This is a genomic window from Pseudonocardia sp. 2-7 (genome assembly GCF_056341085.1).
This window is the reverse complement of record NZ_CP094507.1, coordinates 2,666,923-2,688,519: the sequence shown is the minus strand read 5'-3', so window position 1 is coordinate 2,688,519 and position 21,597 is coordinate 2,666,923. Positions and strand designations below refer to the sequence as shown.

Annotated in this window: 23 protein-coding genes; 18 read left to right on the top strand and 5 right to left on the bottom strand. The window is 75.5% G+C overall.

Translation table 11 applies throughout. The annotated features are described in order from the left end of the window. Positions 1 to 22 precede the first annotated feature (22 nt). Genes MTO91_RS13140 through MTO91_RS13125 form a run of 4 tightly spaced genes read left to right on the top strand, consistent with a single transcriptional unit; the run spans position 23 to position 4,063 of the window. A complete protein-coding gene (locus tag MTO91_RS13140) occupies positions 23 to 1,240 on the top strand; it encodes a CaiB/BaiF CoA transferase family protein (RefSeq protein ID WP_246352628.1) in 1,218 nt (405 codons plus the stop codon). Beyond that, entirely contained in the window at positions 1,237 to 1,974 is a 738-nt protein-coding gene (locus MTO91_RS13135; RefSeq protein WP_476654722.1) for an acetoacetate decarboxylase, read from the top strand. Before MTO91_RS13140 ends, MTO91_RS13135 begins: the two co-directional genes overlap by 4 nt. Continuing rightward, positions 1,971 to 2,870 carry a 3-hydroxyacyl-CoA dehydrogenase NAD-binding domain-containing protein gene (locus MTO91_RS13130; RefSeq protein ID WP_476654720.1) on the top strand — a complete coding sequence of 300 codons (900 nt, stop codon included), beginning with the start codon at positions 1,971 to 1,973 and terminating at the stop codon, positions 2,868 to 2,870. The genes MTO91_RS13135 and MTO91_RS13130 overlap by 4 nt, the downstream gene beginning before the upstream one ends. Next, a complete protein-coding gene (locus MTO91_RS13125) occupies positions 2,867 to 4,063 on the top strand; it encodes an acyl-CoA dehydrogenase family protein (protein ID WP_476654718.1) in 1,197 nt (398 codons plus the stop codon). Before MTO91_RS13130 ends, MTO91_RS13125 begins: the two co-directional genes overlap by 4 nt. On the opposite strand, the gene MTO91_RS13120 is transcribed toward MTO91_RS13125, so the two are convergent. Next, positions 4,017 to 4,868, bottom strand: coding sequence for a hypothetical protein (locus tag MTO91_RS13120; protein ID WP_476654716.1), 852 nt, complete (start codon positions 4,866 to 4,868; stop codon positions 4,017 to 4,019). The two genes, MTO91_RS13125 and MTO91_RS13120, sit on opposite strands and share 47 nt — an antisense overlap. 107 nt (positions 4,869 to 4,975) lie before the next feature. On the opposite strand from MTO91_RS13120, the gene MTO91_RS13115 reads away from it, so the two are divergent. From MTO91_RS13115 to MTO91_RS13090, 6 genes are all read left to right on the top strand, one after another. Beyond that, positions 4,976 to 5,305 (top strand): hypothetical protein, encoded by a 330-nt coding sequence (locus MTO91_RS13115; protein WP_251782760.1) that lies wholly within the window; start codon positions 4,976 to 4,978, stop codon positions 5,303 to 5,305. A 46-nt stretch (positions 5,306 to 5,351) separates the two neighbouring features. After that, positions 5,352 to 5,747 (top strand): hypothetical protein, encoded by a 396-nt coding sequence (locus MTO91_RS13110; protein ID WP_073574993.1) that lies wholly within the window; start codon positions 5,352 to 5,354, stop codon positions 5,745 to 5,747. A 214-nt stretch (positions 5,748 to 5,961) separates the two neighbouring features. Further along, positions 5,962 to 7,080: a polyprenyl synthetase family protein gene (locus MTO91_RS13105; protein WP_476654714.1), complete on the top strand. Its 1,119-nt coding sequence runs from the start codon at positions 5,962 to 5,964 to the stop codon at positions 7,078 to 7,080. Positions 7,081 to 7,165: 85 nt separating this feature from the next. Then, complete coding sequence (locus tag MTO91_RS13100; protein ID WP_476654712.1) at positions 7,166 to 7,924, top strand: class I SAM-dependent methyltransferase; 759 nt, start codon at positions 7,166 to 7,168, stop codon at positions 7,922 to 7,924. After that, complete coding sequence (locus MTO91_RS13095; protein ID WP_476654710.1) at positions 7,921 to 9,531, top strand: FAD-dependent oxidoreductase; 1,611 nt, start codon at positions 7,921 to 7,923, stop codon at positions 9,529 to 9,531. Before MTO91_RS13100 ends, MTO91_RS13095 begins: the two co-directional genes overlap by 4 nt. Positions 9,532 to 9,554: 23 nt before the next feature. Beyond that, on the top strand, positions 9,555 to 10,562 hold the full coding sequence (locus tag MTO91_RS13090; RefSeq protein WP_476654708.1) for a Rieske (2Fe-2S) protein: 1,008 nt from the start codon (positions 9,555 to 9,557) through the stop codon (positions 10,560 to 10,562). A gap of 33 nt (positions 10,563 to 10,595) precedes the next feature. Here the strand turns inward: MTO91_RS13090 and MTO91_RS13085 are convergent, their stop codons facing one another. Then, a complete protein-coding gene (locus MTO91_RS13085; protein ID WP_405417249.1) occupies positions 10,596 to 11,627 on the bottom strand; it encodes an AraC family transcriptional regulator in 1,032 nt (343 codons plus the stop codon). A 117-nt stretch (positions 11,628 to 11,744) separates the two neighbouring features. Here MTO91_RS13085 and MTO91_RS13080 point away from each other — a divergent pair, with 117 nt between their 5' ends. From MTO91_RS13080 to MTO91_RS13070, 3 genes are read left to right on the top strand one after another with little or no spacing between them, the layout of a single operon-like run. Continuing rightward, a complete protein-coding gene (locus tag MTO91_RS13080; protein ID WP_476654706.1) occupies positions 11,745 to 13,328 on the top strand; it encodes a flavin-containing monooxygenase in 1,584 nt (527 codons plus the stop codon). Beyond that, entirely contained in the window at positions 13,328 to 14,188 is an 861-nt protein-coding gene (locus MTO91_RS13075) for an SDR family NAD(P)-dependent oxidoreductase (protein WP_224402586.1), read from the top strand. Before MTO91_RS13080 ends, MTO91_RS13075 begins: the two co-directional genes overlap by 1 nt. Continuing rightward, positions 14,185 to 15,072 carry an alpha/beta fold hydrolase gene (locus MTO91_RS13070; protein ID WP_476654704.1) on the top strand — a complete coding sequence of 296 codons (888 nt, stop codon included), beginning with the start codon at positions 14,185 to 14,187 and terminating at the stop codon, positions 15,070 to 15,072. Before MTO91_RS13075 ends, MTO91_RS13070 begins: the two co-directional genes overlap by 4 nt. Here the strand turns inward: MTO91_RS13070 and MTO91_RS13065 are convergent. Beyond that, positions 15,009 to 15,428: an SRPBCC family protein gene (locus tag MTO91_RS13065; RefSeq protein ID WP_476654702.1), complete on the bottom strand. Its 420-nt coding sequence runs from the start codon at positions 15,426 to 15,428 to the stop codon at positions 15,009 to 15,011. The genes MTO91_RS13070 and MTO91_RS13065 overlap by 64 nt on opposite strands. A gap of 69 nt (positions 15,429 to 15,497) precedes the next feature. On the opposite strand from MTO91_RS13065, the gene MTO91_RS13060 reads away from it, so the two are divergent. Then, complete coding sequence (locus tag MTO91_RS13060) at positions 15,498 to 16,850, top strand: PQQ-dependent sugar dehydrogenase (protein WP_476654700.1); 1,353 nt, start codon at positions 15,498 to 15,500, stop codon at positions 16,848 to 16,850. A 104-nt stretch (positions 16,851 to 16,954) separates the two neighbouring features. Beyond that, the gene (gene mtnA, locus MTO91_RS13055; protein ID WP_476654698.1) at positions 16,955 to 18,010 is read left to right on the top strand and encodes an S-methyl-5-thioribose-1-phosphate isomerase; all 1,056 of its coding nucleotides are present in this window, start codon (positions 16,955 to 16,957) and stop codon (positions 18,008 to 18,010) included. Here mtnA and MTO91_RS13050 read toward each other — a convergent pair. Then, positions 17,928 to 18,608, bottom strand: a complete 681-nt coding sequence (locus MTO91_RS13050) for a class II aldolase/adducin family protein (RefSeq protein ID WP_476654696.1) — start codon at positions 18,606 to 18,608, stop codon at positions 17,928 to 17,930. The two genes, mtnA and MTO91_RS13050, sit on opposite strands and share 83 nt — an antisense overlap. 95 nt (positions 18,609 to 18,703) lie before the next feature. On the opposite strand from MTO91_RS13050, the gene MTO91_RS13045 reads away from it, so the two are divergent. From MTO91_RS13045 to MTO91_RS13035, 3 genes are all read left to right on the top strand, one after another. Further along, entirely contained in the window at positions 18,704 to 19,240 is a 537-nt protein-coding gene (locus MTO91_RS13045; protein ID WP_476654694.1) for a hypothetical protein, read from the top strand. Continuing rightward, entirely contained in the window at positions 19,237 to 20,241 is a 1,005-nt protein-coding gene (locus MTO91_RS13040) for a hypothetical protein (RefSeq protein WP_476654692.1), read from the top strand. Before MTO91_RS13045 ends, MTO91_RS13040 begins: the two co-directional genes overlap by 4 nt. Before the next feature lie 169 nt (positions 20,242 to 20,410). Then, positions 20,411 to 20,713, top strand: a complete 303-nt coding sequence (locus MTO91_RS13035) for a hypothetical protein (RefSeq protein ID WP_476654690.1) — start codon at positions 20,411 to 20,413, stop codon at positions 20,711 to 20,713. 7 nt (positions 20,714 to 20,720) lie between these two features. Here MTO91_RS13035 and MTO91_RS13030 read toward each other — a convergent pair whose 3' ends face one another. Continuing rightward, positions 20,721 to 21,569, bottom strand: a complete 849-nt coding sequence (locus MTO91_RS13030; RefSeq protein ID WP_476654688.1) for a CBS domain-containing protein — start codon at positions 21,567 to 21,569, stop codon at positions 20,721 to 20,723. Positions 21,570 to 21,597: the final 28 nt, after the last annotated feature.

Below are 21,597 nucleotides of genomic sequence, written 5' to 3'. Positions count from 1 at the left end.
AGCCATGCTCATGGAGAACGTGATGGGGACCGACCGAGGGGAGCACGACATGGGTGGCGCACTGGACGGGCTGCGGGTGATCGACCTGGCGTCGGTGGTCATGGGCCCGTACGCCTGCCAGATCCTGGGCGACCTGGGCGCCGAGGTGATCAAGATCGAGCCGCCGGCCGGGGACATGACCCGCCGCACGCTGCCGCAGCGCAACCCCGGGATGGGCGCGCTCGCGCTGAACGTGAACCGCAACAAGCGCTCGGTGGCGCTCGACCTCAAGACCGACGCCGGCCGCGCGGTGCTCGACGACCTGCTCGACACCGCCGACGTCCTCGTGACGAACATGCGCCCCGGCGCGCTGGACCGGCTCGGGCTCGACCCCGGGCGGGTCGCCGAGCGCTTCCCGCGCCTGGTCCAGGTCCGCGCGCAGGGCTTCCGCAGCGACTCCGAGCTCGCCGACCGCGCCGCCTACGACGAGATCGTGCAGGCGTCGTCGGGGATGGTGGACCTGATGCGCCGGGCGACCGGCACCCCCTCCTACGCGCCGACGATCCTGGCCGACAAGGTCTGCGCGCTGACGATCGCCTACTCCACACTGGCCGCGGTGATCCACCAGCGGGCCACCGGCGAGGGGCAGCTGGTCGAGGTCCCGATGACCGACACACTGCTCGCGTTCAACCTGGTGGAGCACCTGTCCGGGCACACCTTCGTGCCCGCGGAGGGCCCGACCGGGTTCAACCGGTCGATGGCCGCCGGGCACGAGGCCGTCGCGACGAAGGACGGCTGGGCCTGCATCCTGCCCTACACCCCGCGCAACATCGCCGACTTCTTCACCGCGGCCGGCCGCGACGACCTCGCCGCCGACGAGCGGTTCGCCACCTCCGCCGCGATGGCCGCGCACCAGCCCGAGCTGTACGCGCTGATCGGCGAGCTGGCCCCCCGGCGCACGACCGACGAGTGGGCGCAGCTGTGCGCGCAGTACTCGGTCCCGTTCGCGCCCGTCCTCGCCGTCGACGACGCCGAGACCGACCCCTACGTCACCGACGGCGGCCTGCTCACCGAGGCCGAGCACCCCACCGAGGGCCGCTACCGGTCCATCGGCTTCCCGGTCCGGTTCACCGCCACCCCGGGCGGGATGCGCACCCCGGCCCCCGCGCTGGGCGCCGACGGCGCCGACGTGCTGCGCGAGCTGGGCCGCACCGACGACGAGATCGCCGCGCTGGTCGCCGACGGGGTGCTCGCCCGATGAGGGCCGCCGACGTCCTCGCCGCCGGAACCACCCCGCTGACCGCGCCCGCGTTCACGCCGGGATCGCACCGGTTCACCGACCGCGAGTACCTGAACGTCGTCTACCGCACCGATCCCGACGCGTTCCGTCGCGCGCTGCCCGAGCCGTTGGTGGCCGGGGAGCCGCTGGTCCGGTTCGAGGTCATGCACATGGGCGACGTCGACGGCTTCGGCCCCTACACCGAGTCCGGGCAGGCGCTGGCGTGCTCCTTCGACGGCGAGGACGGTGAGTACCTGCACGGCATGTGGCTGGACAACGCACCGGCGACCTTCGCCGGGCGCGAGCAGAGCGCCTACCCGAAGGCGTTCGGCACACCACGACTGGGCGTCGAGGACGGCGCGCTCGTCGGCACCCTGCACAAGGGCTCGCTGCCGGTGGCCGTCGCGACCATGGCCTACCAGCACACCGAGCTCGATCCGGCGGAGGCCGCCGCGCAGGTCGGCGTGCCGACCTTCATGGTCAAGCTCGTGCCGGGCCGATCCGGACCGGTCGACGCCCGGCTGGTCCGCACCCGGATCACCGGCCTGACCGTGAAGCGGGCGTTCACCGGACCGGCCCGGCTGCAGCTGTTCGACCACGTCCTCGCGCCGCTGGCGGACCTGCCGGTGCGCGAGATCGTCTCCGCATCACACGTGCTGACCGACCTCACGCTCGCGCCGATCACCACCGTGCACGACTACCTGGAGGAATCGTGAGGATCACCGAGATCGGTGCCGGCACCATCGGCGTCTCCTGGACCGTGCTGCTGGCCGCGGCCGGACACGACGTCGTCGTCACCGACCCGCGGCCGGACCTGGCCGAGGTCGTCGACGCCGGTGTGCGCCGGTTCGGGTCGGCGGACCTGCTCGAGCGGGTCGCCTGCGAACCGGACCTCGCCCGCGCCGTGGCCGGTGCCGACGTCGTCCAGGAGCAGGGACCCGAGCGCCTGGAGGTGAAGCAGGACATCTGGGCGACCGCGGCCGCGCACGCCCCCGCCGGTGCGCTGCTGCTCAGCTCCACCTCGGGGATCCTGCCCACCGACGTCGCCGCCCGGCTCGACGACGACGCCGCCGCCCGGTTGCTCGTCGCGCACCCGTTCAACCCGCCGCACGTCCTGCCGCTGGTGGAGCTCATCGCCGGCAGGCGCACCGCGCGCGACAACGTCGCGCGGGCCGCGGAGTTCCTGCGCTCGGTGGGCAAGGACCCGGTCGAGATCCACAAGGAGGTGTACGGCTTCGTCGGCAACCGGCTGCAGTCGGCGCTGTTCCGCGAGGCCGTCTCCCTCGTCCGTGACGGTGTGGTCTCCCCCGCCGAGCTCGACCGCGTGGTCACCGGGGCGCTCGGTCCGCGCTGGGCGACCGGCGGACCGTTCCTGAGCTTCCACCTCGGCGGCGGCGACGGCGGCCTGCGCCACCTGCTGGAGCACCTCGGCCCGGGGATGGCGCGCCGATGGGCCGACCTGGGGGACCCCACCCTCGACCCGGACACCGTCGAGGCGATCAGCACCGCCACCGAGGACGCCTACGGCCCCAGCCGCGAGGCCCTCACCACCGCACGCGACCGCGCCGAGACCTCCGTGCTCGCCGCCCGGTCGGAGATGGAGGAGTCATGACCGCACCGCTTCCCGCCGACCTCTTCGGCTACGTCGACCTGCTCGCCCCCGAGGAGCAGCAGATCCTCTCCCGGGTCCGCTCCTTCGCCGAGGAGCAGATCGCCCCGATCGCCGACGCCTGCTGGGACCGCGCGGAGTTCCCGCACGATCTGCTCCCGGGGTTCGCCGAGCTCGACGTCGTCGGGCTGGCGCGGGAGTGGCCGGACCGGCCCGCCTACTCGCGGCTGCTCACCTCGTTCGTGTCGATGGAGCTGTCCCGCGTCGACCCGTCGATGGCGACCTTCTTCGGCGTGCACGCCGGGCTCGCGCTGACCTCGATCGACCTGTGCGGGTCGCAGGAGCAGAAGGACCGCTGGCTCCCTGCCATGCGCCGGATGGAGAAGATCGGCGCGTTCGCGCTGTCCGAGCCGCACGGCGGGTCCGACGTCGCGGGCGGGCTGGAGACCACCGCCCGCCGCGACGGCGACGAGTGGGTGCTGGACGACGCCAAGCGCTGGATCGGCAACGGGACCTTCGCCGACCTGGTGATCGTGTGGGCCCGCGACGTGGCGGACGACTCGGTCAAGGGCTTCGTCGTCGAGAAGGACATGCCCGGGTTCACCGCCACCAAGATGGAGGGCAAGCTCGCGCTGCGCACCGTGCAGAACGCCGACCTCACCTTCGACGGCGTGCGCGTGCCGGAGGCGAACCGGCTGCCCGGCGCACAGAGCTTCGCCGACACGAACCGGGTACTGCGGGTGACCCGTGGCGGCGTCGCCTGGAACGCGGTCGGCGCGATGGCGGGCGTGTTCGAGCTGGCCCGTGACTACGCCGTCGAACGCGTCCAGTTCGGGCAGCCCATCGCGTCCTTCCAGCTGGTCCAGGACCACCTCGTGTCGATCCTGGGCGCCGTCGTCGCCTCGCTGGGGATGGCGGTCAGGGTCGCCCAGATGCAGGACGACGGCACCTTCCGCGACGAGCAGGCGGCCCTGGCCAAGCGACAGGCCACCCTGATGCTGCGCGACGCGGTCGCCCGGGCCCGGGAGGTGTTCGGCGGCAACGGGATCCTGCTGGAGAACAAGGTCGGCCGGTTCTTCAACGACGCCGAGGCCCTCTACTCCTACGAGGGCACCAAGGAGATCAACACCCTGGTCGTGGGGCGCGCGGTCACCGGGATCGGGGCGTTCGTGGGACGGAGGCCCGCGAAGCACTGAGTACCGCCAGGGCGTCGCGCAGCGCCCGCAGCCCGGTGACGGCGGGGTCGTCACCGGGCAGCGCCGCGAGATGGGCGTCGACGCACTCCCGGTACAGGCCCCCCAGGTGGTCGGTCAGCAGCGTCCAGGCCGCGACCCGTTCGCCGAGCGCCCCGTCGCGCCACCGCAGGGCGGCCCGGGCCAGGTCGCGGTGGGCGCCGTCGTAGGAGGCGACGGCGGCGTCGTTGCGGCCGATCTCCCCGGTCGTGAGGGTGTGCAGGAACCGGACCGGGAACAGCACCGTCTTGGTGACCGTGCGCAGCCCGCGGGCCAGCAGTGCGGCCGGGTCGGCGACCCCGGCGAGCCAGGCGTCGTCGACCCGCTCGACGAGGAACCCGGCCGAGCCGCGGACCAGCTCGTCGTGGCCGGGCGGGACGGCACCGTCGCGGACGTCGGTGCCGTGGCGCAGCACGCCGGAGTCGAGCAGGTCGAGCCGGTCGACGGCGGGCAGGCGGGCCGGTCGGCGCCCGGTGCCGTGGCGCACGGTGTCCGGGTCGGCCCAGAACACCGAGAGCCGCTCGGCGAGCCCGTCGGTGCCCGCGGCCGCGTCCCGGGCCGCGGCGACGACGTCGTGCACCCGCGAGGCCGTGCCGCCGCCGGTCTCCCGCAGCACCAGGGCCAGGTCGACGTCGCTGACGGCGGGGGCGAACCCGCCGTGCGCGAGGCTGCCGAGCGTGTAGGCCGCCACCAGCTCGCCACCGAACTCGCGGCGGGCCGCGTCGGTCGTGGCGGCCAGCACCGCCTCGCCCCGCTCGTCGTCCGCCACCGGTCCAGCCTGCCACGCGGGGCCGTCGGACGACCGCCGGACGAACCGGAGGGCCCACCCGTCCCGCCACGGGTTGCGCACCACCGGCTCCCGGGGATGATCACCGCGTGCTCTACATCGGACCGGTGGAGATTCCCGGGTCGGACGACCACGAGGGGTTCGTCAGCGCGGACACCGCCGACGGCCGCGCGACGGGGATCTGGAGCGACGCACGCCGCGCCCCGGCCGTGGCCTACCGCGCGGCCTGCGAGTGCGGGTGGCGCGACGACGTGGCGTTCGTCCCGGACCGGCTCGGCCACTCCGCGGCGCTGCGCGCGTTCGTGGACCACCACTTCACCCCGGTCACCGGCTCCCCCGCGCTCGACCCGGTGCGGCACTTCCTCCCGGCCTGGGCCGCCGTCGTCGGCGCGCGGGAACTCGCGCCCGCGATGGCCTGAACGCCCGGTTCGTGCACCTGCGGCCGGTTGTCGGCAGACTGCGAGGATGTCCGCCCCACACCGCCACGCCGCCCCCGACGTCACCCGCTCCACCCCCGTCCTGGCCCTGCGGGTGCTCGCGACCGCGTCGGTCGTCGTCCTGGCCTGGCAGTTCGTGACCGCCGCCGGCCTGTTCACCGGCGGCGACGTCGGCCCGCACGGCACCGGCGCGATCGTGCTGCACGTCGTCACCGGGCTCGCCGCGGCGGCCGCGGTGTGGCTCTGTGTCGTCACCGCCGGAGCGTGGTGGCCGTCGGTCCTCGCCGCGGCTGTCTTCGCGTTCACCTTCGTCCAGGCGTGGTTCGGCGACATCGCGGGGCTGATCGTGCACGTGCCCGGGGCGATGGCACTCGTAGCCGGGTCGGTGTGGCTGGTCGCCTGGTCGTTCCTCCGGGCCGGCTGACCGGCCCGGACGGCCGGTGACGTGGGTCACCCGAACCACGTGGCCGCTCCGTCCGAACCCGACCGGGGTGGTCTGTCCGATTCGGCGCGCGCGATCACGACGCCCCCCATACCCTCGACAGACCCGGCCCGGTCGTGCCCTCGGCCCCCGACCGGGTCCGGACGCCGACGTCCGGCCGCTCACCACCCCAGGCGACCCGACGGGAGGCCGCGCGATGTTCGTGGAGACCGGGCAGGACCGGCGGCTCGAGCACGTCCCCACCCACCCGGACTGGGTCGCGGAGATCCGCGGCCGGGTCCGGGCCCACGTCGACGAGACCGTGCGGCTCCGGTGCGCCGAGCACGTGCACTCGATGCGCGGTGCGGACTTCGTCGCCGGGGTCCTGAGCGACTTCGTCGGCCGAGGCAAGTACCTGCGGTCGATGTTCGGCTACCTGGGCTGGCGGGCCGCGGCCCCGGACTCCCCCGCCGCGTTGGCGGCCGTGTCCGGGCTGGAGCTGCTGCACGCCTTCGCCCTGCTCCAGGACGACGTCATGGACCGTTCGCAGTTGCGCCGCGGCCGGCCGACGGTGCACGTCCAGCTCGCCTCCTGGCACCGCGGCCAGGGCATGTCCGGCTGCCCGGACCGGTTCGGCGAGTCCGGCGCGGTGCTGCTGGGCGACCTGTGCCTGGTGTGGGCCGAGCAGGCGATGCGTGAGAGCGGGCTGCCGCGTGCGGTGCTCGACCGCGGCTGGCCGCGCTACGACGAGATGCGCTCGGAGCTGGCCGTCGGGCAGTTCGCCGACCTGCTCAACGAGGCCCGCCGCGTCCCCACCCTCGACGAGGTGATGGACGTGCTGCGCCGCAAGTCCGGCAACTACACCGTCCGGCGTCCGCTGGAGCTCGGCGCCGCGATGGCCGGGGCCGCACCGGAGCTGCTCGCGGCACTCGGCGACTACGGGACGATGGTCGGCGAGGCCTTCCAGATGCGCGACGACGTGCTGGGCGTGTTCGGTACCGACGCCACCGGCAAGTCCGCGGGCGACGACCTGGCCGAGCGCAAGGCCACCAGCCTGGTCGTGCTGGCCCGCGAGGTCGCCGGACCGGCCACCCGGGGCGCCCTCGACGCGCTGCTGCACGGCTCCGACGAGGCCGACGGCCCGGTCGACGTCGCCGCGGCGCGGGTGGCGATCGAGTCGACCGGGGCCCGCCGCCGCATCGAGGAGCTCATCGCCACCCGGGTCCAGGGTGCACTGCGGCTGGTCGACGGCGCGGTCGCCGACGGGGTGCTCGGCGACGACGTCGCCGCGGTGCTGCGCGCGATGGCCGTGCGCTGCGCCGACCGGGTCTCCTGACCGGGGCCGCCCCCGCGAGTGGCTGCGGTGCAACAGGATGCGACCCGACGCGCCGTGCGACGCCGGCGGTCCTAGGCTCGCGGACATGGTCGACCGTTCCCCTTCCCGTCCCACCCGCCCCGGAACCGTCGGCCGTGCGGGCCTGCCCCGCGAGCAGGTCCCGTCGCACTTCGACGACGGCGCGGCCGACTACGACCGCCTGGTCGGGATGAACCCCGGCTACCACGACCACCTGCGCGCGTCCGCGGCCCGGATGCGGCTCCCCCGCGACGGCGCCGGGCTGCGTCTGCTCGACGCGGGCTGCGGCACCGGGGCCTCCACCGCGGCGCTGCTCGGTGTCGCCCCGCGCGCCGAGATCGTCGCCGTCGACGCCTCGGCCGGGATGCTCGAGCGCGCCCGCACCAAGCCGTGGCCGGCGTCGGTGCGGTTCGTGCACTCGACCGCCGAGTCCCTCGCCGAGAACGGGGTCGAGGGCCCGTTCGACGGGATCCTCGCCGCCTACCTGCTGCGCAACCTCGACGACCCGGACGCCCAGCTGCGCCGCTTCCACGACCTGCTGCGCCCGGGCGGGGTGCTCGCACTGCACGAGTACTCGGTCGCCGACTCCCCCCGCGCCCGGCTGTCCTGGCACGCGGTCTGCTGGGGGATCATCGTGCCGCTCGGCCGGATGACGACCGGCGAGACCGCGCTGTACCGGCACCTGTGGCGCAGCGTGAACACCTTCGACGGCATCGGCCGCCTGCGCGACCGGGTGCGCGCCGCCGGGTTCGACGCCGTGCACTCCGAGACCATGACCGGCTGGCAGAACGGCGTCGTGCACACCGTGCTCGGGACGCGGTCGTGACCGCCCGCCCGACCGACCCGCGCCGCGTCCGCCACGAGCCCGCCGGTGGCCTCGGCGACGCCGGGCAGCTGGGGCGGCGGCCGCGGGCGGTCGTCGTCGGGGGCGGGATCGCCGGGTTGGCCGCGGCGACCGGGCTGGCCGAGCGCGGCGTCGTCGTCGAGGTGCTGGAGCGCGAGCCCTACCTCGGCGGCCGGGTCGGTGGCTGGTCGGAGACCCTGCCCGACGGCACGCCGGTGTCGATGAGCCGCGGCTTCCACGCGTTCTTCCGGCAGTACTACAACCTGCGCGCGCTGCTGCGCCGCGGCGACCCCGGACTGGAGCGGCTGGTGCCGCTGGAGGACTACCCGCTCGTCGACGCCCAGGGGCGCCGGGACACCTTCCGCGGGTTGCCACGCACGCCCCCGTGGAACGCCGTGCTGTTCGCGCTGCGCAGCCCCACGTTCCGCCCGTCGGACCTGCTGCGGCTCGACGCCCGCGCCGCCGCGCCGCTGGCCGCGGTCAGCGTGCCCGGCATCTACGAGGCGATCGACCACCTCGACGCGCAGAGCTTCGTCGAGTCGATCAACTTCCCGCCCGCGGCCCGGCACCTGGCGTTCGAGGTGTTCTCCCGCAGCTTCTTCGCGCCGCCCTCGACGATGTCGGCCGCCGAGCTCGCCACGATGTTCCACATCTACTTCCTCGGCTCCTCCGAGGGCCTGATGTTCGACGTGCCCGACGCCGGCTTCGACACCGCGCTGTGGGAGCCGCTGCGCCACTACCTGACCACCCGCGGCGTCACGTTCCGGACCGGGGTCGCGGTGTCCTCGGTGGAGCGGTCCCCGGTGGACGGTGTCGGCAGTGGACGGTTCCACGTGAATCATCGCGACGGCGGCGGCAGCGAGGCGGACGCGGTCGTGCTGGCCACCGACGTGCGGGGGCTGCGCGACATCGTCGCCGCCTCCCCCGGCCTGGGCGACCCCGCGTCGGCCGTCGACGGTCCGGACGCGCTCGCCCGGTGGCGCGACGACGTCGCCGCGCTGGGCAGCGCCCCGCCGTTCCTCGTGCAACGGCTCTGGCTCGACCGGCCCGTCGACGCGACCCGGCCGCCGTTCCTCGGCACCGGCGGGCTCGACCCGCTCGACAACGTCTCCGTGCTGGACCGCTACGAGCACGACGCCGCGGGCTGGGCCGCCCGGCACGGCGGGTCCGTCGTGGAGCTGCACGCCTACTCCGCGGCTCCGCCCCCGGGCGTCGACGACGACACCTGGACCGCCGACCTGCGCCAGCGCTCGGTCGCCCGGCTGCACGAGCTCTACCCGGAGACCGCCGGCGCCGGGGTGGTCGGCGAGCTCGTGCAGTGGCGGGCGGACTGCCCGATGTTCGGCGTCGGCGACTTCGCGCGGCGGCCCACCGTCGCCACCCCCGTGGACGGCCTGGTGCTGGCCGGCGACGGCATCCGGATCGACCTGCCGGTCGCGCTCATGGAGCGCGCCGCGAGCACCGGCTGGCAGGCGGCGAACCGGCTGCTCGCCGGCTGGGGCCTGGCCGGCCACCCCCTCGAGACCGTCCCCACCAGCGGCCGCCTCGGTCCGCTGCGGCGCGCCGCCGAGTACGCGATGCGCACCTGACACCCGTCGAAGGACACCACGTCATGACCCTGCTCTCCCGTCTCACCGCGCACTGGCCGTCCCACTGGCCGCTGCAGCCGCTGCCGTCGCAGAAGTGGGCGGCGCAGAAGCCGACCTACGCCGGCGCGGACCCGAAGCTGATCTCGGCCGCACTGGAGCGGGCGCAGGCGCGCCCGTCGGGGAACTGGTTCGTGGTCGCCGCGAGCCGGGAGATCCGCAGCGACCGTCCGCTCGGCGTGCGCATCGGCGGGGTCGAGCTCGTCGCGTGGCGGGAGGAGGACGGGACGGTGCGCGTGGGTCCCGGCGCCTGCCCGCACCTCGGTGCGCCGATGGCGCTGGCGGCCGTCGACTGCGGCGAGCTGGTGTGCCGCTGGCACGGGCTGCGCCTGGGCGCCCGGTCCGGCCCCGGCTGGGCGGTGCACCCCGTCCACGACGACGGGGTGCTCGTCTGGGCGCGGCTCGACGACGTCGGCGGTGAGGAGCCGACCGAGGCCCCGGTCGTCCCGGCCCGCCCGGCCGGCGCGGTCCTCGACGCCGTGACCACCCTGGTCGGGGTGTGCGAGCCCGAGGACATCGTCGCCAACCGGCTCGACCCGTGGCACGGCGCCTGGTTCCACCCGTACTCGTTCCAGAAGCTGACGGTGGACTCCGCGCCCGCCGTCACCGACGTCGACGAGTCCGACGACCGCTTCCTGGTCACCGTCACCTTCAAGGTCGGTCCGGGGCTCGGCGTCCCGGTGCGGGCGGAGTTCGTGTGCCCGGAGCCGCGGACGGTGGTGATGCGCATCGTCTCCGGCGAGGGCGTCGGCTCGGTCGTCGAGACCCACGCGACCCCGCGCGGCACCGACCGCGACGGGCGGCCCCGGACCGCGGTGATCGAGGCCGTCGTCGCCGGGTCGGACCGGCCCGGGTTCTCCGTGGCCTCGAAGCTCGCCCCGGCGATCCGCCCGGCGATGGCCGCGGCCGCCACCCGGCTGTGGCGCGACGACCTCGACTACGCCGAGCGCCGCTACGCGCTGCGCGCCCGGTAGGACCGTCGGCGCAGCACGGGGCCCGTACAGCCGTCAGCCCACCGGCAGCCCGGCCGGTCCGGCCTTGCGCAGCTCCCGCGGAGGCCTCCCGAACCAGCGCCTCGACGCACGGGACAGCGCCGACTGCTCCGCCAGCCCGATCATCGCCGCGACCTGGGTGAACGGGAGGTCGGTCCGCAGGATCAGGCGCTCGGCGGTGTCCCGGCGGGCGTCGTCGACGACCTGCTCGAACGTCGTCCCCTCCACCGCGAGGTGACGCTGCAGCGTGCGGGGGTGGACCCGCAGCAGCCGGGCGACGGAGCCGATCCGCACCGGGCCCGACGCCAGCGACCGGTCGACGGCGGCGCGCACCCGGTCGGTGACGGTGCGCCCGGGCCGGTCGAAGTGGGTCTCCAGGTACTCGATGGCGATGGCGCGCACGGTCTCGTCGCCGCCGGCCAGCGGGCGTCGCACGAGGTCGGCGGGCACCCGCAGCACGGCGGCGGGCCGGTCGAAGCGGACCTCGGCGCCGAAGAACTCCCGGAAGCGGTCGGCGTCGGCGGGAGCGGTGTGCGGCAGGTGCACCGACCGCAGCCCGTAGGGCCCGCCCGACAGCAGCCCGACGATCCGGTGCAGCACCCCCACCCCCAGGTCGGCGACCTGCGGCGGGAGCGGGTCGGTGCTGCCGTACTCCAGCCCGGTCACCCCGGCGACGCCCTCCGGGTCGGCGACGGCGCCGATCGTCAGTGCCGGGCTGTGCACGTAGAGGTAGCGCGAGGCGCAGTCGAGCGCGTCGCCGAGGGTCGCCGAGTTCTGGACGGCGACGGCGAGCGGCCCGAGGATCTCCGGGCCCTGCCGCTGCGCGAGGCGCAGGCCCAGGTCGCCGCACCCGAGCTCGGCGGCCGCGGTCTCCAGCACCCGGGCCACCGACCGGGTCGGGACCAGCGCGTCCGGGTCGGTCCCCTCGACGGCGTCGATCGGGATGCGGAACCGCGCGAACAGCTCCGCTCCGTCGCCGCCCAGCTCGCCGACCAGCGCGACGAGCCCCCGCAACGCCCTCGCCCGGGTGAGTGATCCGGTGCCCATGTCGTACGAGGGTAAGTTGTTGTCGCGCCGAGTCAAGTTACTCCGGGTAGGTTTGGGGCAGACTGGATCTCGGTCGAAGAGGTAGTCAGCGCGGACGCGCCCGATGAGGAGGACCACATGACGCAGGCCGGCACGACGCCCGCTCCGGACAGCACCGCCGTCGAGCACCGCGACGTGATCATCGTCGGAGCCGGGCTCTCCGGCATCGGCGCCGCGGCCCGGCTGCACCAGGAGCTGCCCGGCAAGGACTACGCGATCCTCGAGGGCCGCGAGAACATCGGCGGCACCTGGGACCTGTTCCGCTACCCGGGCATCCGCTCGGACTCGGACATGTTCACCCTGGCCTACCCGTTCCGGCCGTGGCGCGAGCCGAAGTCGATCGCCGACGGCGCCGACATCCGCCGCTACATCACCGAGACCGCCCGCGAGTACGGCGTGACCGAGCGGATCCGCTTCGGCACGAAGGTCGTCGGTGCGTCCTGGGACTCGGCCACCGCGCGCTGGACGGTGGACACCACCACCGCGCAGGGCCCGAAGCGCTACACCTGCTCGTTCCTGTTCATGTGCTCGGGCTACTACGACTACGACAAGGGCTTCCAGCCGGAGTTCCCGGGCCGGGAGGACTTCGCCGGCACCTGGGTGCACCCGCAGTTCTGGCCGGAGGACCTCGACTACACCGGCAAGAAGGTCGTCGTCATCGGGTCCGGCGCCACCGCCGTCACGCTGATCCCCTCGCTGGCCGCGAAGGCCGGGCACGTCACGATGCTGCAGCGCTCGCCGTCGTACCTCACGGTGCTGCCCAGCAAGGACCCGGTCGCCGACCAGCTGCGCCGCTTCCTGCCCGCGACGGTCGCGCACGCCATCCTGCGGCTGCAGTACGTGACGCTGACCCAGGCGTTCTACCAGCTCGCCCGGCGCCGCCCGGAGCGTGTGAAGAAGGTGCTGCGCGGCCTCGCGCTGAAGTTCCTCAAGGACGAGTCCTACGTGGACAAGCACTTCACCCCGAGCTACGACCCGTGGGACCAGCGCCTGTGCGTCATCCCGGAGGGCGACTTCTACAAGTCGATCAACCGGGGTGACGCCTCGGTCGTCACCGACCACATCGAGCGGATCATCGAGAAGGGCATCCGGCTCCGGTCGGGCGAGGAGCTGGAGGCCGACGTGATCGTCTCGGCGACCGGCCTGTCGCTGAGCCCGCTGGGCGGCATCACGATCCACGTCGACGGCGAGCAGGTCGACATCGGCAAGACCGTCACCTACCGCGGCCTGATGCTGTCGGGCCTGCCGAACCTGGCGTTCTGCATCGGCTACATCAACGCGTCCTGGACGCTGCGCGCCGACCTCGTCGCCCGCTACGTGCCGAAGCTGCTCGCGCTGATGGACCGCGAGCGGATCGCCGTCGCCACCCCGGCACCGACCGCGTCCCCGGACCGGCCGCTGCTCGACATCGAGTCGAACTACGTGAAGCGCTCGGAGCACCTGTTCCCGCGCCAGGGCCGCAAGGACCCGTGGCGGCTGCACCAGAACTTCTTCCTCGACGCCGTCGGCCTCGGCCGCGCCGACCTCAAGCGGGACATGATCCTCACCCCCGCCTCGGCGCTGGGTGCCCGTGACGCCCGCGTCCCCACCCCGACCGCGTCCGGCATCGCCGCCGACACCGTCGCCGCACCGGCGACCGCACAGCAGGAGGTGGCCTCCTGATGGCCCGCTCACCGTTCCGCTTCGCCGAGGGCACCGCCGTCGTCACCGGTGCCGCCGGTGGCATGGGCGAGCACGTGGCCCGGCTGCTCGCCGAGCGCGGCAGCGACCTCGTGCTCGTCGACCGCGACGGCGACCGGCTCGGCACCGTCGCGTCGGCGATCCGCGCGAAGCACCCCGGCCTGTCGGTGACCACCGAGACCGTCGACCTGGCCGACCGCGACGCCGTCGACGCGCTGTCGAGCCGGATCCTCGCCGGTCACCCGGAGATCAGGCTGCTGGTCAACAACGCCGGCGTCGCGCTCGGCGGGGACTTCGCCCGGCTGACCCTCGACGAGTTCGACTGGGTCATGGACGTCAACTTCCGCGCCCCGGTGCGGCTGACCCACGCCCTGCTGCCCGCGCTGACCGCACGGCCCGGCGCGCACGTGGTCAACGTGTCCAGCCTGTTCGGGCTGATCGCCCCGCCCGGGCAGTCGGCGTACTCGTCGTCGAAGTTCGCGATCCGCGGCTTCTCCGAGGCGCTGCGCGCCGAGCTCGCCCAGGTCGGCACCACCGTCACCACGGTGCACCCGGGCGGCATCAGGACCGGGATCGCCGCCGGCGCCCGGGTCGGGGTCAACATCCCGGCCGAGGAGGCCGAGCGCGGCAAGAAGGACTTCGAGAAGCTGCTGACCTTCCCCGCGGAGAAGGCCGCCGAGCTGATCGTCGACGCGATCGCGAAGCGCCGCCCGCGGCTGCTCATCGGGATCAGCGCGAAGGTCCCGGACCTGCTGGCCCGGCTCGCCCCGGCGAACAGCATCCGGATCTTCGCGAAGCTGGTGGGCGCCTCCGGGAACGCGAAGGCGGCGCGCACGCGATGACCCTCCCGCAGACCCGCTTCGTCGATGTCGGCGGCACCCGGGTCCGGGTCCGCGAGACCGGCGACCCCGCCGGTGAGCCGGTCCTGCTGCTGCACGGGATCGGCCGCAGCCTGGAGGACTGGGATCCGCAGCACGAGTTCCTCTCCCGGTACCGGGTGGTCGCGCTCGACCTGGCCGGGTTCGGCCACTCCGACCGGGTGCCCGGCCCGGCGACGCTGGAGAAGCTCGCCGACACCGCGCTCGCCACCCTCGACGCGCTCGGCGAGACCCGCCCGGCGCACGTCATGGGCAACTCGCTCGGCGGCGCCGTCGCGCTGCTGATCTCCACCCGGCACCCCGAGCGGGTCGTCTCCCTGGTGCTGGCCGACCCCGCCGGGTTCGGTGCCGAGGTGACCCCGGCGCTGCGGGTCATCGGGGTGCCGCTGCTGGGCCGGTTCCTGCTCGGCCACCTGGACGCCAGGGCGGCGCGACGCTCGGAGCGGTCCCTGTTCGTCGACGGCTCCCTGGTCACCGACGAGCGGGTCGCCCGCGCCGTGGAGATCGCGCGGCGGCCGGAGTTCGCCCGGACCTTCGCCGAGGTCGCGGCCGAGCTGGGCACCGTCCGCGGGGTCCGGCCGGGCTGGCGGCGCGCGCTGCTCGACGCGTTCGCCCGCGCCCCGAAGCCGACCCTGGTCGTGTGGGGTGAGCGGGACCTGATCCTGCCCGCGGCCCAGCTGCGCGCGGCGGGCCGGCTCCCGCAGGTCACGACGCACGTGTTCGGCCGGGTGGGACACATGCCCCAGATCGAGGTACCCGGCGCGTTCGCGACGCTGGCGTGCGATCACCTCGCCCGGGCGGGGCGGCGGACCAGCATCTCCAGCGACAGCCGCGCCGGCACCAGGTAGGGCAGGACCACGGCGGGCGGGCCGTGCACGGTCAGCCAGGTCCGGGTACCGGCCCCGGATGGCCGCACGCCGTGGTCCAGGCTCAGCCGCACCCGGTTCAGCGGGGAGGCACTGGCGCCGAGGGCGACGTCCCAGGCCCAGGTGCGGGCGCACTCGTCGACCTCGGTGACCGCGAAGGACACCGTGACGCCGAGCGGGCCGCGGACCTGCCCGGTCACCCCGGGGCGTATCCGGTCCGCCGCGGTGTCGACACCGAGGATGTAGGGCGCCCACTCCGGCCAGCGGGCGGGCACGGCGTAGCGCTCCCAGACCTCGTCGGCGGGCTGCGGTCCGCGGGCGTGCAGTGTCAGGCGCATCGACGACGATCCTGACGGCTGCGCGCCCCCGCCGCGCGACGGGCCGGTTGCGGCCGTAGCGTCGGGTTCATGCGGATCGCCCCCTGGCTGGCCGCCCTGGTCACGCTCCCCCTGCTCGCCGCCTGCGGCACCGGCCCCAACCCGGTGACCAACGCGCTGTCCGGCGCCGAGGCCCCGGTCGCCGCGGCGGGCGCGGACCTGGTGCCGGTCACCGTGTCGGTGCCGCCCGGGGCCGCGACCGCCCCGTTCGACGAGCCCCGCGAGGCGCTCGTCCCGGCCGGGTGGACGGTGTCGGTCCTCGCCCGCGTCCCGAACGCCCGGCTGGCCGTCTGGACCCCGGACGGCGAGCTGCTCGTCTCGGTGCCCGACGACGGCCGGGTGCTGGCACTGTCGCGCACCGGTGAGCAGCGGCCGTTGCTCGACGGGCTCACCCAGCCGCACGGGCTCGCGTTCTCCCCGGACGGCGGCACCCTCTACGTCGCCGAGTCGAACCAGGTGTCGGCGTACGCCTGGGCCCGCGGCGCGGCGACCGGGCGGCGGGTCGTCGTCCCCGGCCTGCCCGATGCCAACTCCCCCGACCTGCGCGGCGCCTACGGCCACGAGCTGAAGTCGGTCACCGTCGGCCCGGACGGCGCGGTCTACGTCTCGGTCGGGTCGACCGGCAACATCTCGGTCGCCGACCGGGACGCCACTCCCCCGCGCGCGTCGATCCTGCGGATGCCGCCCACCGGCGGGCCCGCCGCGCCGTTCGCGACCGGCGTCCGCAACGGCACCGGGCTGGCCACCGCGCCCGACGGCTCGGTCTGGACCGCGGTCAACGGCCGCGACAACGTGCCCTACCCCTACGACCGGCCCTACGGCGACGCCGGCGGCTCGTCGTTCGGGAAGGTCGTCGACGCCTACGTCACCGACCATCCGGCCGAGCCACTGGCCCGGCTCACCCCGGGCCGCGAGCTGGGCTGGCCGTTCTGCAACCCGGACCCGGACACCGACCCGGGCGTCGCCGGCTCCGCGCAGGACTTCACCGACGTCGGTCTGGTCGCCGACGCCGAGCTGAACCCCGGCGGGCGCGCGATGGACTGTGCGGCGCTGGCCCCCGTGGAGCAGTCCTTCCCGGCGCACTCGGCGCCGCTGGGGCTCTCGTTCACCGACGGGGTGCTGCCCGCGCCGTACGCGGCCGGGGCCCTGGCCGGGGTGCACGGCTCCTGGAACGCCGACCCGCCGAGGGCCCCCGAGGTGTCGTTCTTCCCCTGGCGGGACGGGCGCCTCGGCGCGCAGCAGACGCTGGTCGGCGGGTTCCAGGACCCGTCCGGAGCGCGCTGGGGCAGGCCGGTCGCGGCCGTCGCCGGGCCGGACGGCGCGGTCTACGTGACCGACGACGACGCCGGTGCGGTCTACCGGGTGGCCCCGCCCGGACGGTGAGCACCCGCCCGTGACCGGGACCGCAGTCGGCCCGGCCGCCCGCGGCGCCGGGGTAGGTTCACCCCGGTCACCCGAGGGCGGACGACCGGGGAGGGTACGGGCCGATGCGGATCGTGGACTGGGCCGGCGACGACGAAGCCGGCCCGGCGGTGGTCCTGCTCGACCAGCGCGCACTGCCCGGCGCGACCGAGCACCTGTACCTGCGCACCGTCGACGAGCTGATCGAGGCGATCCGGTCGCTGGCCGTGCGCGGTGCCCCGAGCCTGGGCATCACCGGCGCCTTCGGGGTCGCGCTGGCCGCGCACCTGCACGGCACGGCGACGCCGGTCGCCGTCGCCGCGGTGCGGGCCGCGGCCGAGCGGATCGCCGTCGCCCGGCCCACCGCCGTCCCGCTGGGGCTGGGGGTGGCCCGGGCCCTGGAGGCGCTCGACGACGGCCCGGCCGCGGTGCTCGCGCAGGCCCGCGCCGTCGCCGCGGAGGCCGCGCGGGTCAACGCCGCGGCGACCGCCCGGGCCGCGGACCTGGCGCAGGAGCTGTGCGCGGACCGCCCGCTGCGGGCGCTGACGGTGTGCAACACCGGCCCCCTGGCCACCGGCGACGGCGGCACCGCGCTGGGGGCGGTCCTGCGGCTGCACGAGCGCGGCGCACTGGCCGAGGTGCTGGCGTGCGAGACGCGCCCGCTGCTGCAGGGCGCGCGGCTGACCGTCTGGGAGCTCGCCGCGGCCGGGGCGCCGCACCGGCTGTGCGTCGACTCGGCCGGTCCCGCGGCGATCGCGTCCGGGCTGGTCGACGCGGTGTTCGTCGGTGCCGACCGGATCGCGGCCAACGGCGACGTCGCGAACAAGATCGGGACCTACATGCTGGCCTGCGCCGCGGCCCGGTCCGGGATCCCGTTCGTGGTGGTCGCGCCGGAGGAGACGATCGACCCGCACACCCCGACCGGGGCCGACATCGTCGTCGAGCAGCGGGGGGCCGAGGAGGTCCGTGAGCACGGCGGCACCCTGCTCACCCTGCCCGGGACCCCGGTCTACAACCCGGCGTTCGACGTGACGCCGTTCGACCTGGTGACCGCGATCGTCACCGAGGAGCGGGCGTGGGGACCGGGCTCGTCGCCCGCACCTTCGACCGCTGGGCCGCGAACCGCCCTCGCACCGCGCTGATCTCGGCGTCGGGCAGCAGCCGCGGCTCGCCGACGGCGCGGGCGCGCAGCCAGACGTCGCAGAGCCACTCCAGCTGGCGGGCGCCGTCGTAGGCGGCGCCGAGGGTGTCGCCGAGCACGAGCGTGCCGTGGTGGCCCAGGACGACGGCGGTGGACTCCCCCAGCGCCGCGAGCGCGTTCACGACCAGCTCACGGCTGCCGAACGGCGCGTACTCCGACACCCGCACGCCGTCGCCGAACATCGCGAGCTGGTAGTGCACGGCCGGGACGTGGTCGGACAGCGTCGACAGCGCGACCGCCGCCGGGGAGTGCGTGTGGACCACCGCGCCGGTGCCGGGCCGGGCCTGCGCGGCCACGTGCAGCGCGAGCTCGCTGGTCGGCTCCCGGGTGCCGTCGACGAGCGTGCCCTCCGCATCGACGAGCACGACGTCCGCGGCGGTCATCGTCTCGTAGTCCACACCGGACGGGGTGACCGCGATCAGGTCCCCGGTGCGCAGCGACAGGTTCCCCGAGGTGCCGACGACGAGTCCGTCGCGGACCATCCGGCGGGACCAGGTGCAGAGCAGATCGCGGGCGGGGGTGTGGTCGTGGGGGCTCACCGCGGAAGGGTCCCACGGCGCCGGCCGCACACAGTGGATCGTCAGTTCTGGGTACGTGCGGTCCCGGTGCGGCCGCGCCCGGCGACGATGGGTACATGCCCACCACGGAGGACTCCCCGCCGGCCGCCGCTTCCGCCCGCGAGCGGCTCCGGGAGCTGCACACACGGCTCCCGGCCGGGGCGGAGCCCGCGGCGGAGGACCTGGCGCGGGTGCTGGAGCTGACCGAGCAGGCGCTGGCCGACGACGAGGCCGCTGCCGCCCTCGGGGAGGACGCCGCCCACCGGCGCAGCACCCGGGTCGTCGTGGTCGCGGCGTCGGGCCTCGCGGCTGCGGTGGTGCTGGTCCTGGTGGTGCTGCTCGTCGTCGGCGGGGTGGGGCCCGCGGAGGTCGGGAGCGGTGCCGGTGGGCTGCTGCTCGCGGGCGGGACCCTGGTGCTGCACCTGCGGTCCGGGGCCGGCGGGCACCGGCGGCGCGCCGTGCTCGCACCGGTCGTCGCCGCCGCCGGGACCGCGGGGCTGCTCGCCGTCGCGATCGGGGCCCCGGGCCCGGTGCGCTTCGTGCCGGCGGCGGCCGCGGTGGTCGCTCTGCTCCTGCTGGCCGGGACCGTCACCGCCCGCGGCGGTGTCCGGTGAGCCCGCGCGACACCACGGCCGACACCGGCCGCAGACTGGACCGGATCGAGGGCGAACTGACCCACCGTCCCACCCGCAAGGACCTCGCGGCCCTGCGCGACGGCCAGGGGCGGCAGGTCCAGCAGGTCGAGCGGCACGAGCGGAGGCTGGGGACGCTGGCCCGCGAGGTCGAGGAGCTGGGTGCGGCCCTGGAAGCGGTGCGCCGCCGGTCGGTGCGCGCCGCGAAGGACGCCGCGGCCCGGGTCGACGAGCTCACCGCGACCGTCGCCGACCAGGCCGGACGGATCGAGCGGCTGCACGGCGAGCTCGTCCGGCTCGACGACCGGCTGCGGGTCGCGACCGGCGTCCCGGACGCCGACCTCACCCCCACCGGCGCCGACCGGGAGCTGGCCGCGACGGTCCTGCGCGGCCGGGAACACGACCGCGCCCGGCTCGGCGACGCCGACCGCGCCGCACGACGGCACGACGCCGCGGGCCCGGAGCGGTGGGACCGCGAGCGCGCCGCGGCGGTCCGAGCGGTGCTCGACGCCAGCCGCGCCGTCGCCGACGGGACGGACGGGACCGCCGCCCTCGCCGGCCGGTTCCGGGCCGCCCGGGACCGCCTCGACACCGTCCGCGCGGCCGAGGGCGACGTGCGCGCGGCCGCGGCCCGCGCCCGGACCGAGCTGGACGCCGACGCGGAGCGGGAGATGCGGGACGGCACCGTCGTCGCCGAGGGCCGCGACGCCGGGACCGAGCTGACCGGACGGCTGCGGGAGCGGCTCGTCGCCGCCGTCGACGCGGGGCACCGGCTCCCGCCGTGGTTCACGACGGCACTGGGCTCGGGCCCGCCCGCACCACCGGAGGACTGGTACGAGACCGCCGTCGCGCTCCTGACCCACCGTGTCCTGTACGGGATCGGTGACACCGCCTCGGCGCTCGGCCCGCCGGACGGTCCCGCGGAACGCGCTGCCGAACACTCCGCGCTGGCCAAGCGGATGCGGCCCTACGGTCTGCGCTGACCCGACCGGGGGTCACACCTCCAGGTCGACCCGTGCCCGTCGGGGCGCGCCGGGTGCCGCCGGGGCCGCAGGATCGTGCCACCGCGGACGCCGGGCTCGGCCGGGACGTCACGCGGAGGGCGGTAGGACCCCGACCGCGCCGGCCCCCGGCGCAGGAAGCGAGCACATCGTGAGGACCGCCCTGCGTGCCGCCACCACCGCGGTGGGCGCCGTCGCCGCCGCACTCGTCCTGGCCGCCGTCACCGCCGGGACGGCGTCGGCGCAGCCCGCGCCGCCCGCCGAGCCGCCGCTGAGCCCCGCCGACCAGGCCGCCCAGTTCGCCTGCCTGCAGAAGTACCTGGACTTCGGGGCGCTGCCGGGGCAGTCGCTGGAGGACCCGGTGGCGTTCTCGCTGCTGGTCGCGAAGGCCGCCCAGGAGTGCGACGCGGTCCGGGCACCGGCCGCTCCCGCCGCCCCGGTCCCGGGGGCCTGACCGCGGGTCAGAGCAGGTCGCTGCGGCTGAGCACCCCGACCAGCACGTCCTCGGCGTCGACGACCGGGACGACCCGGAACCCGCGCCGGGACAGCAGGTCCTCGGCGTCGGTGAGCGGGTCGCCCGGGTGCACGACCTCGGCGTCGCGGGTCATCACCTCCGAGACGGTGCGGGCCCGCAGCCGCCGGCCGCCGTCCAGGGAGCCGTGCATGAGGTCGGCCTCGGAGACGATGCCCAGCAGGTGGTCGCGGTCGTCGACGACCGGGACCGCGGTGAACCGGTAGGACAGCAGGACCTCGGCGGTCTCGTCGAGGGCCAGCTCCGGCGGGATCGCGACCAGCCCGCCGTCGGTCATCACGTCCGCGACCCGCAGCGACGACGTCGGCCGGCCGCCGATCCGGCCCGCACCGCGCGGCGCCATCGCCTCCGGCAGCGGCGCCACCGGCACGACACCGCCGATCCGGCGGGCGGTGCGGCGCAGCCGCCCACCGGAGTGCCGGTGCCGCAGCAGGTCGCTGCGGGTGATCACACCGACCAGGATGCCCTTGTCGACGACGGGCACCAGCCGCAGCTCGCCGTAGACCCGCATGCGGTGCGCGACGATCGAGACGTTCGTCGTCGGGAGCACCGACACGACCTGCTCGGTCATCGCGTCGCCGACGACGGCGTGCGGGTCGTCGCGGTGGCGCAGCACGTCGACCAGCGAGATCACCCCGACCAGGGAGAACCGCCGGTCGACCACGGGCAGGGCGGAGAACCGGGACTCCGCCATCCGCTCCTGTGCCCGGGCCAGCGGTGCGTCCGCCCAGATCGTGACGACGCGTTCGGTCATGACATCGCGGGCACGCACCACCATGGACGCACCGTAACCACGGCGACGGTGC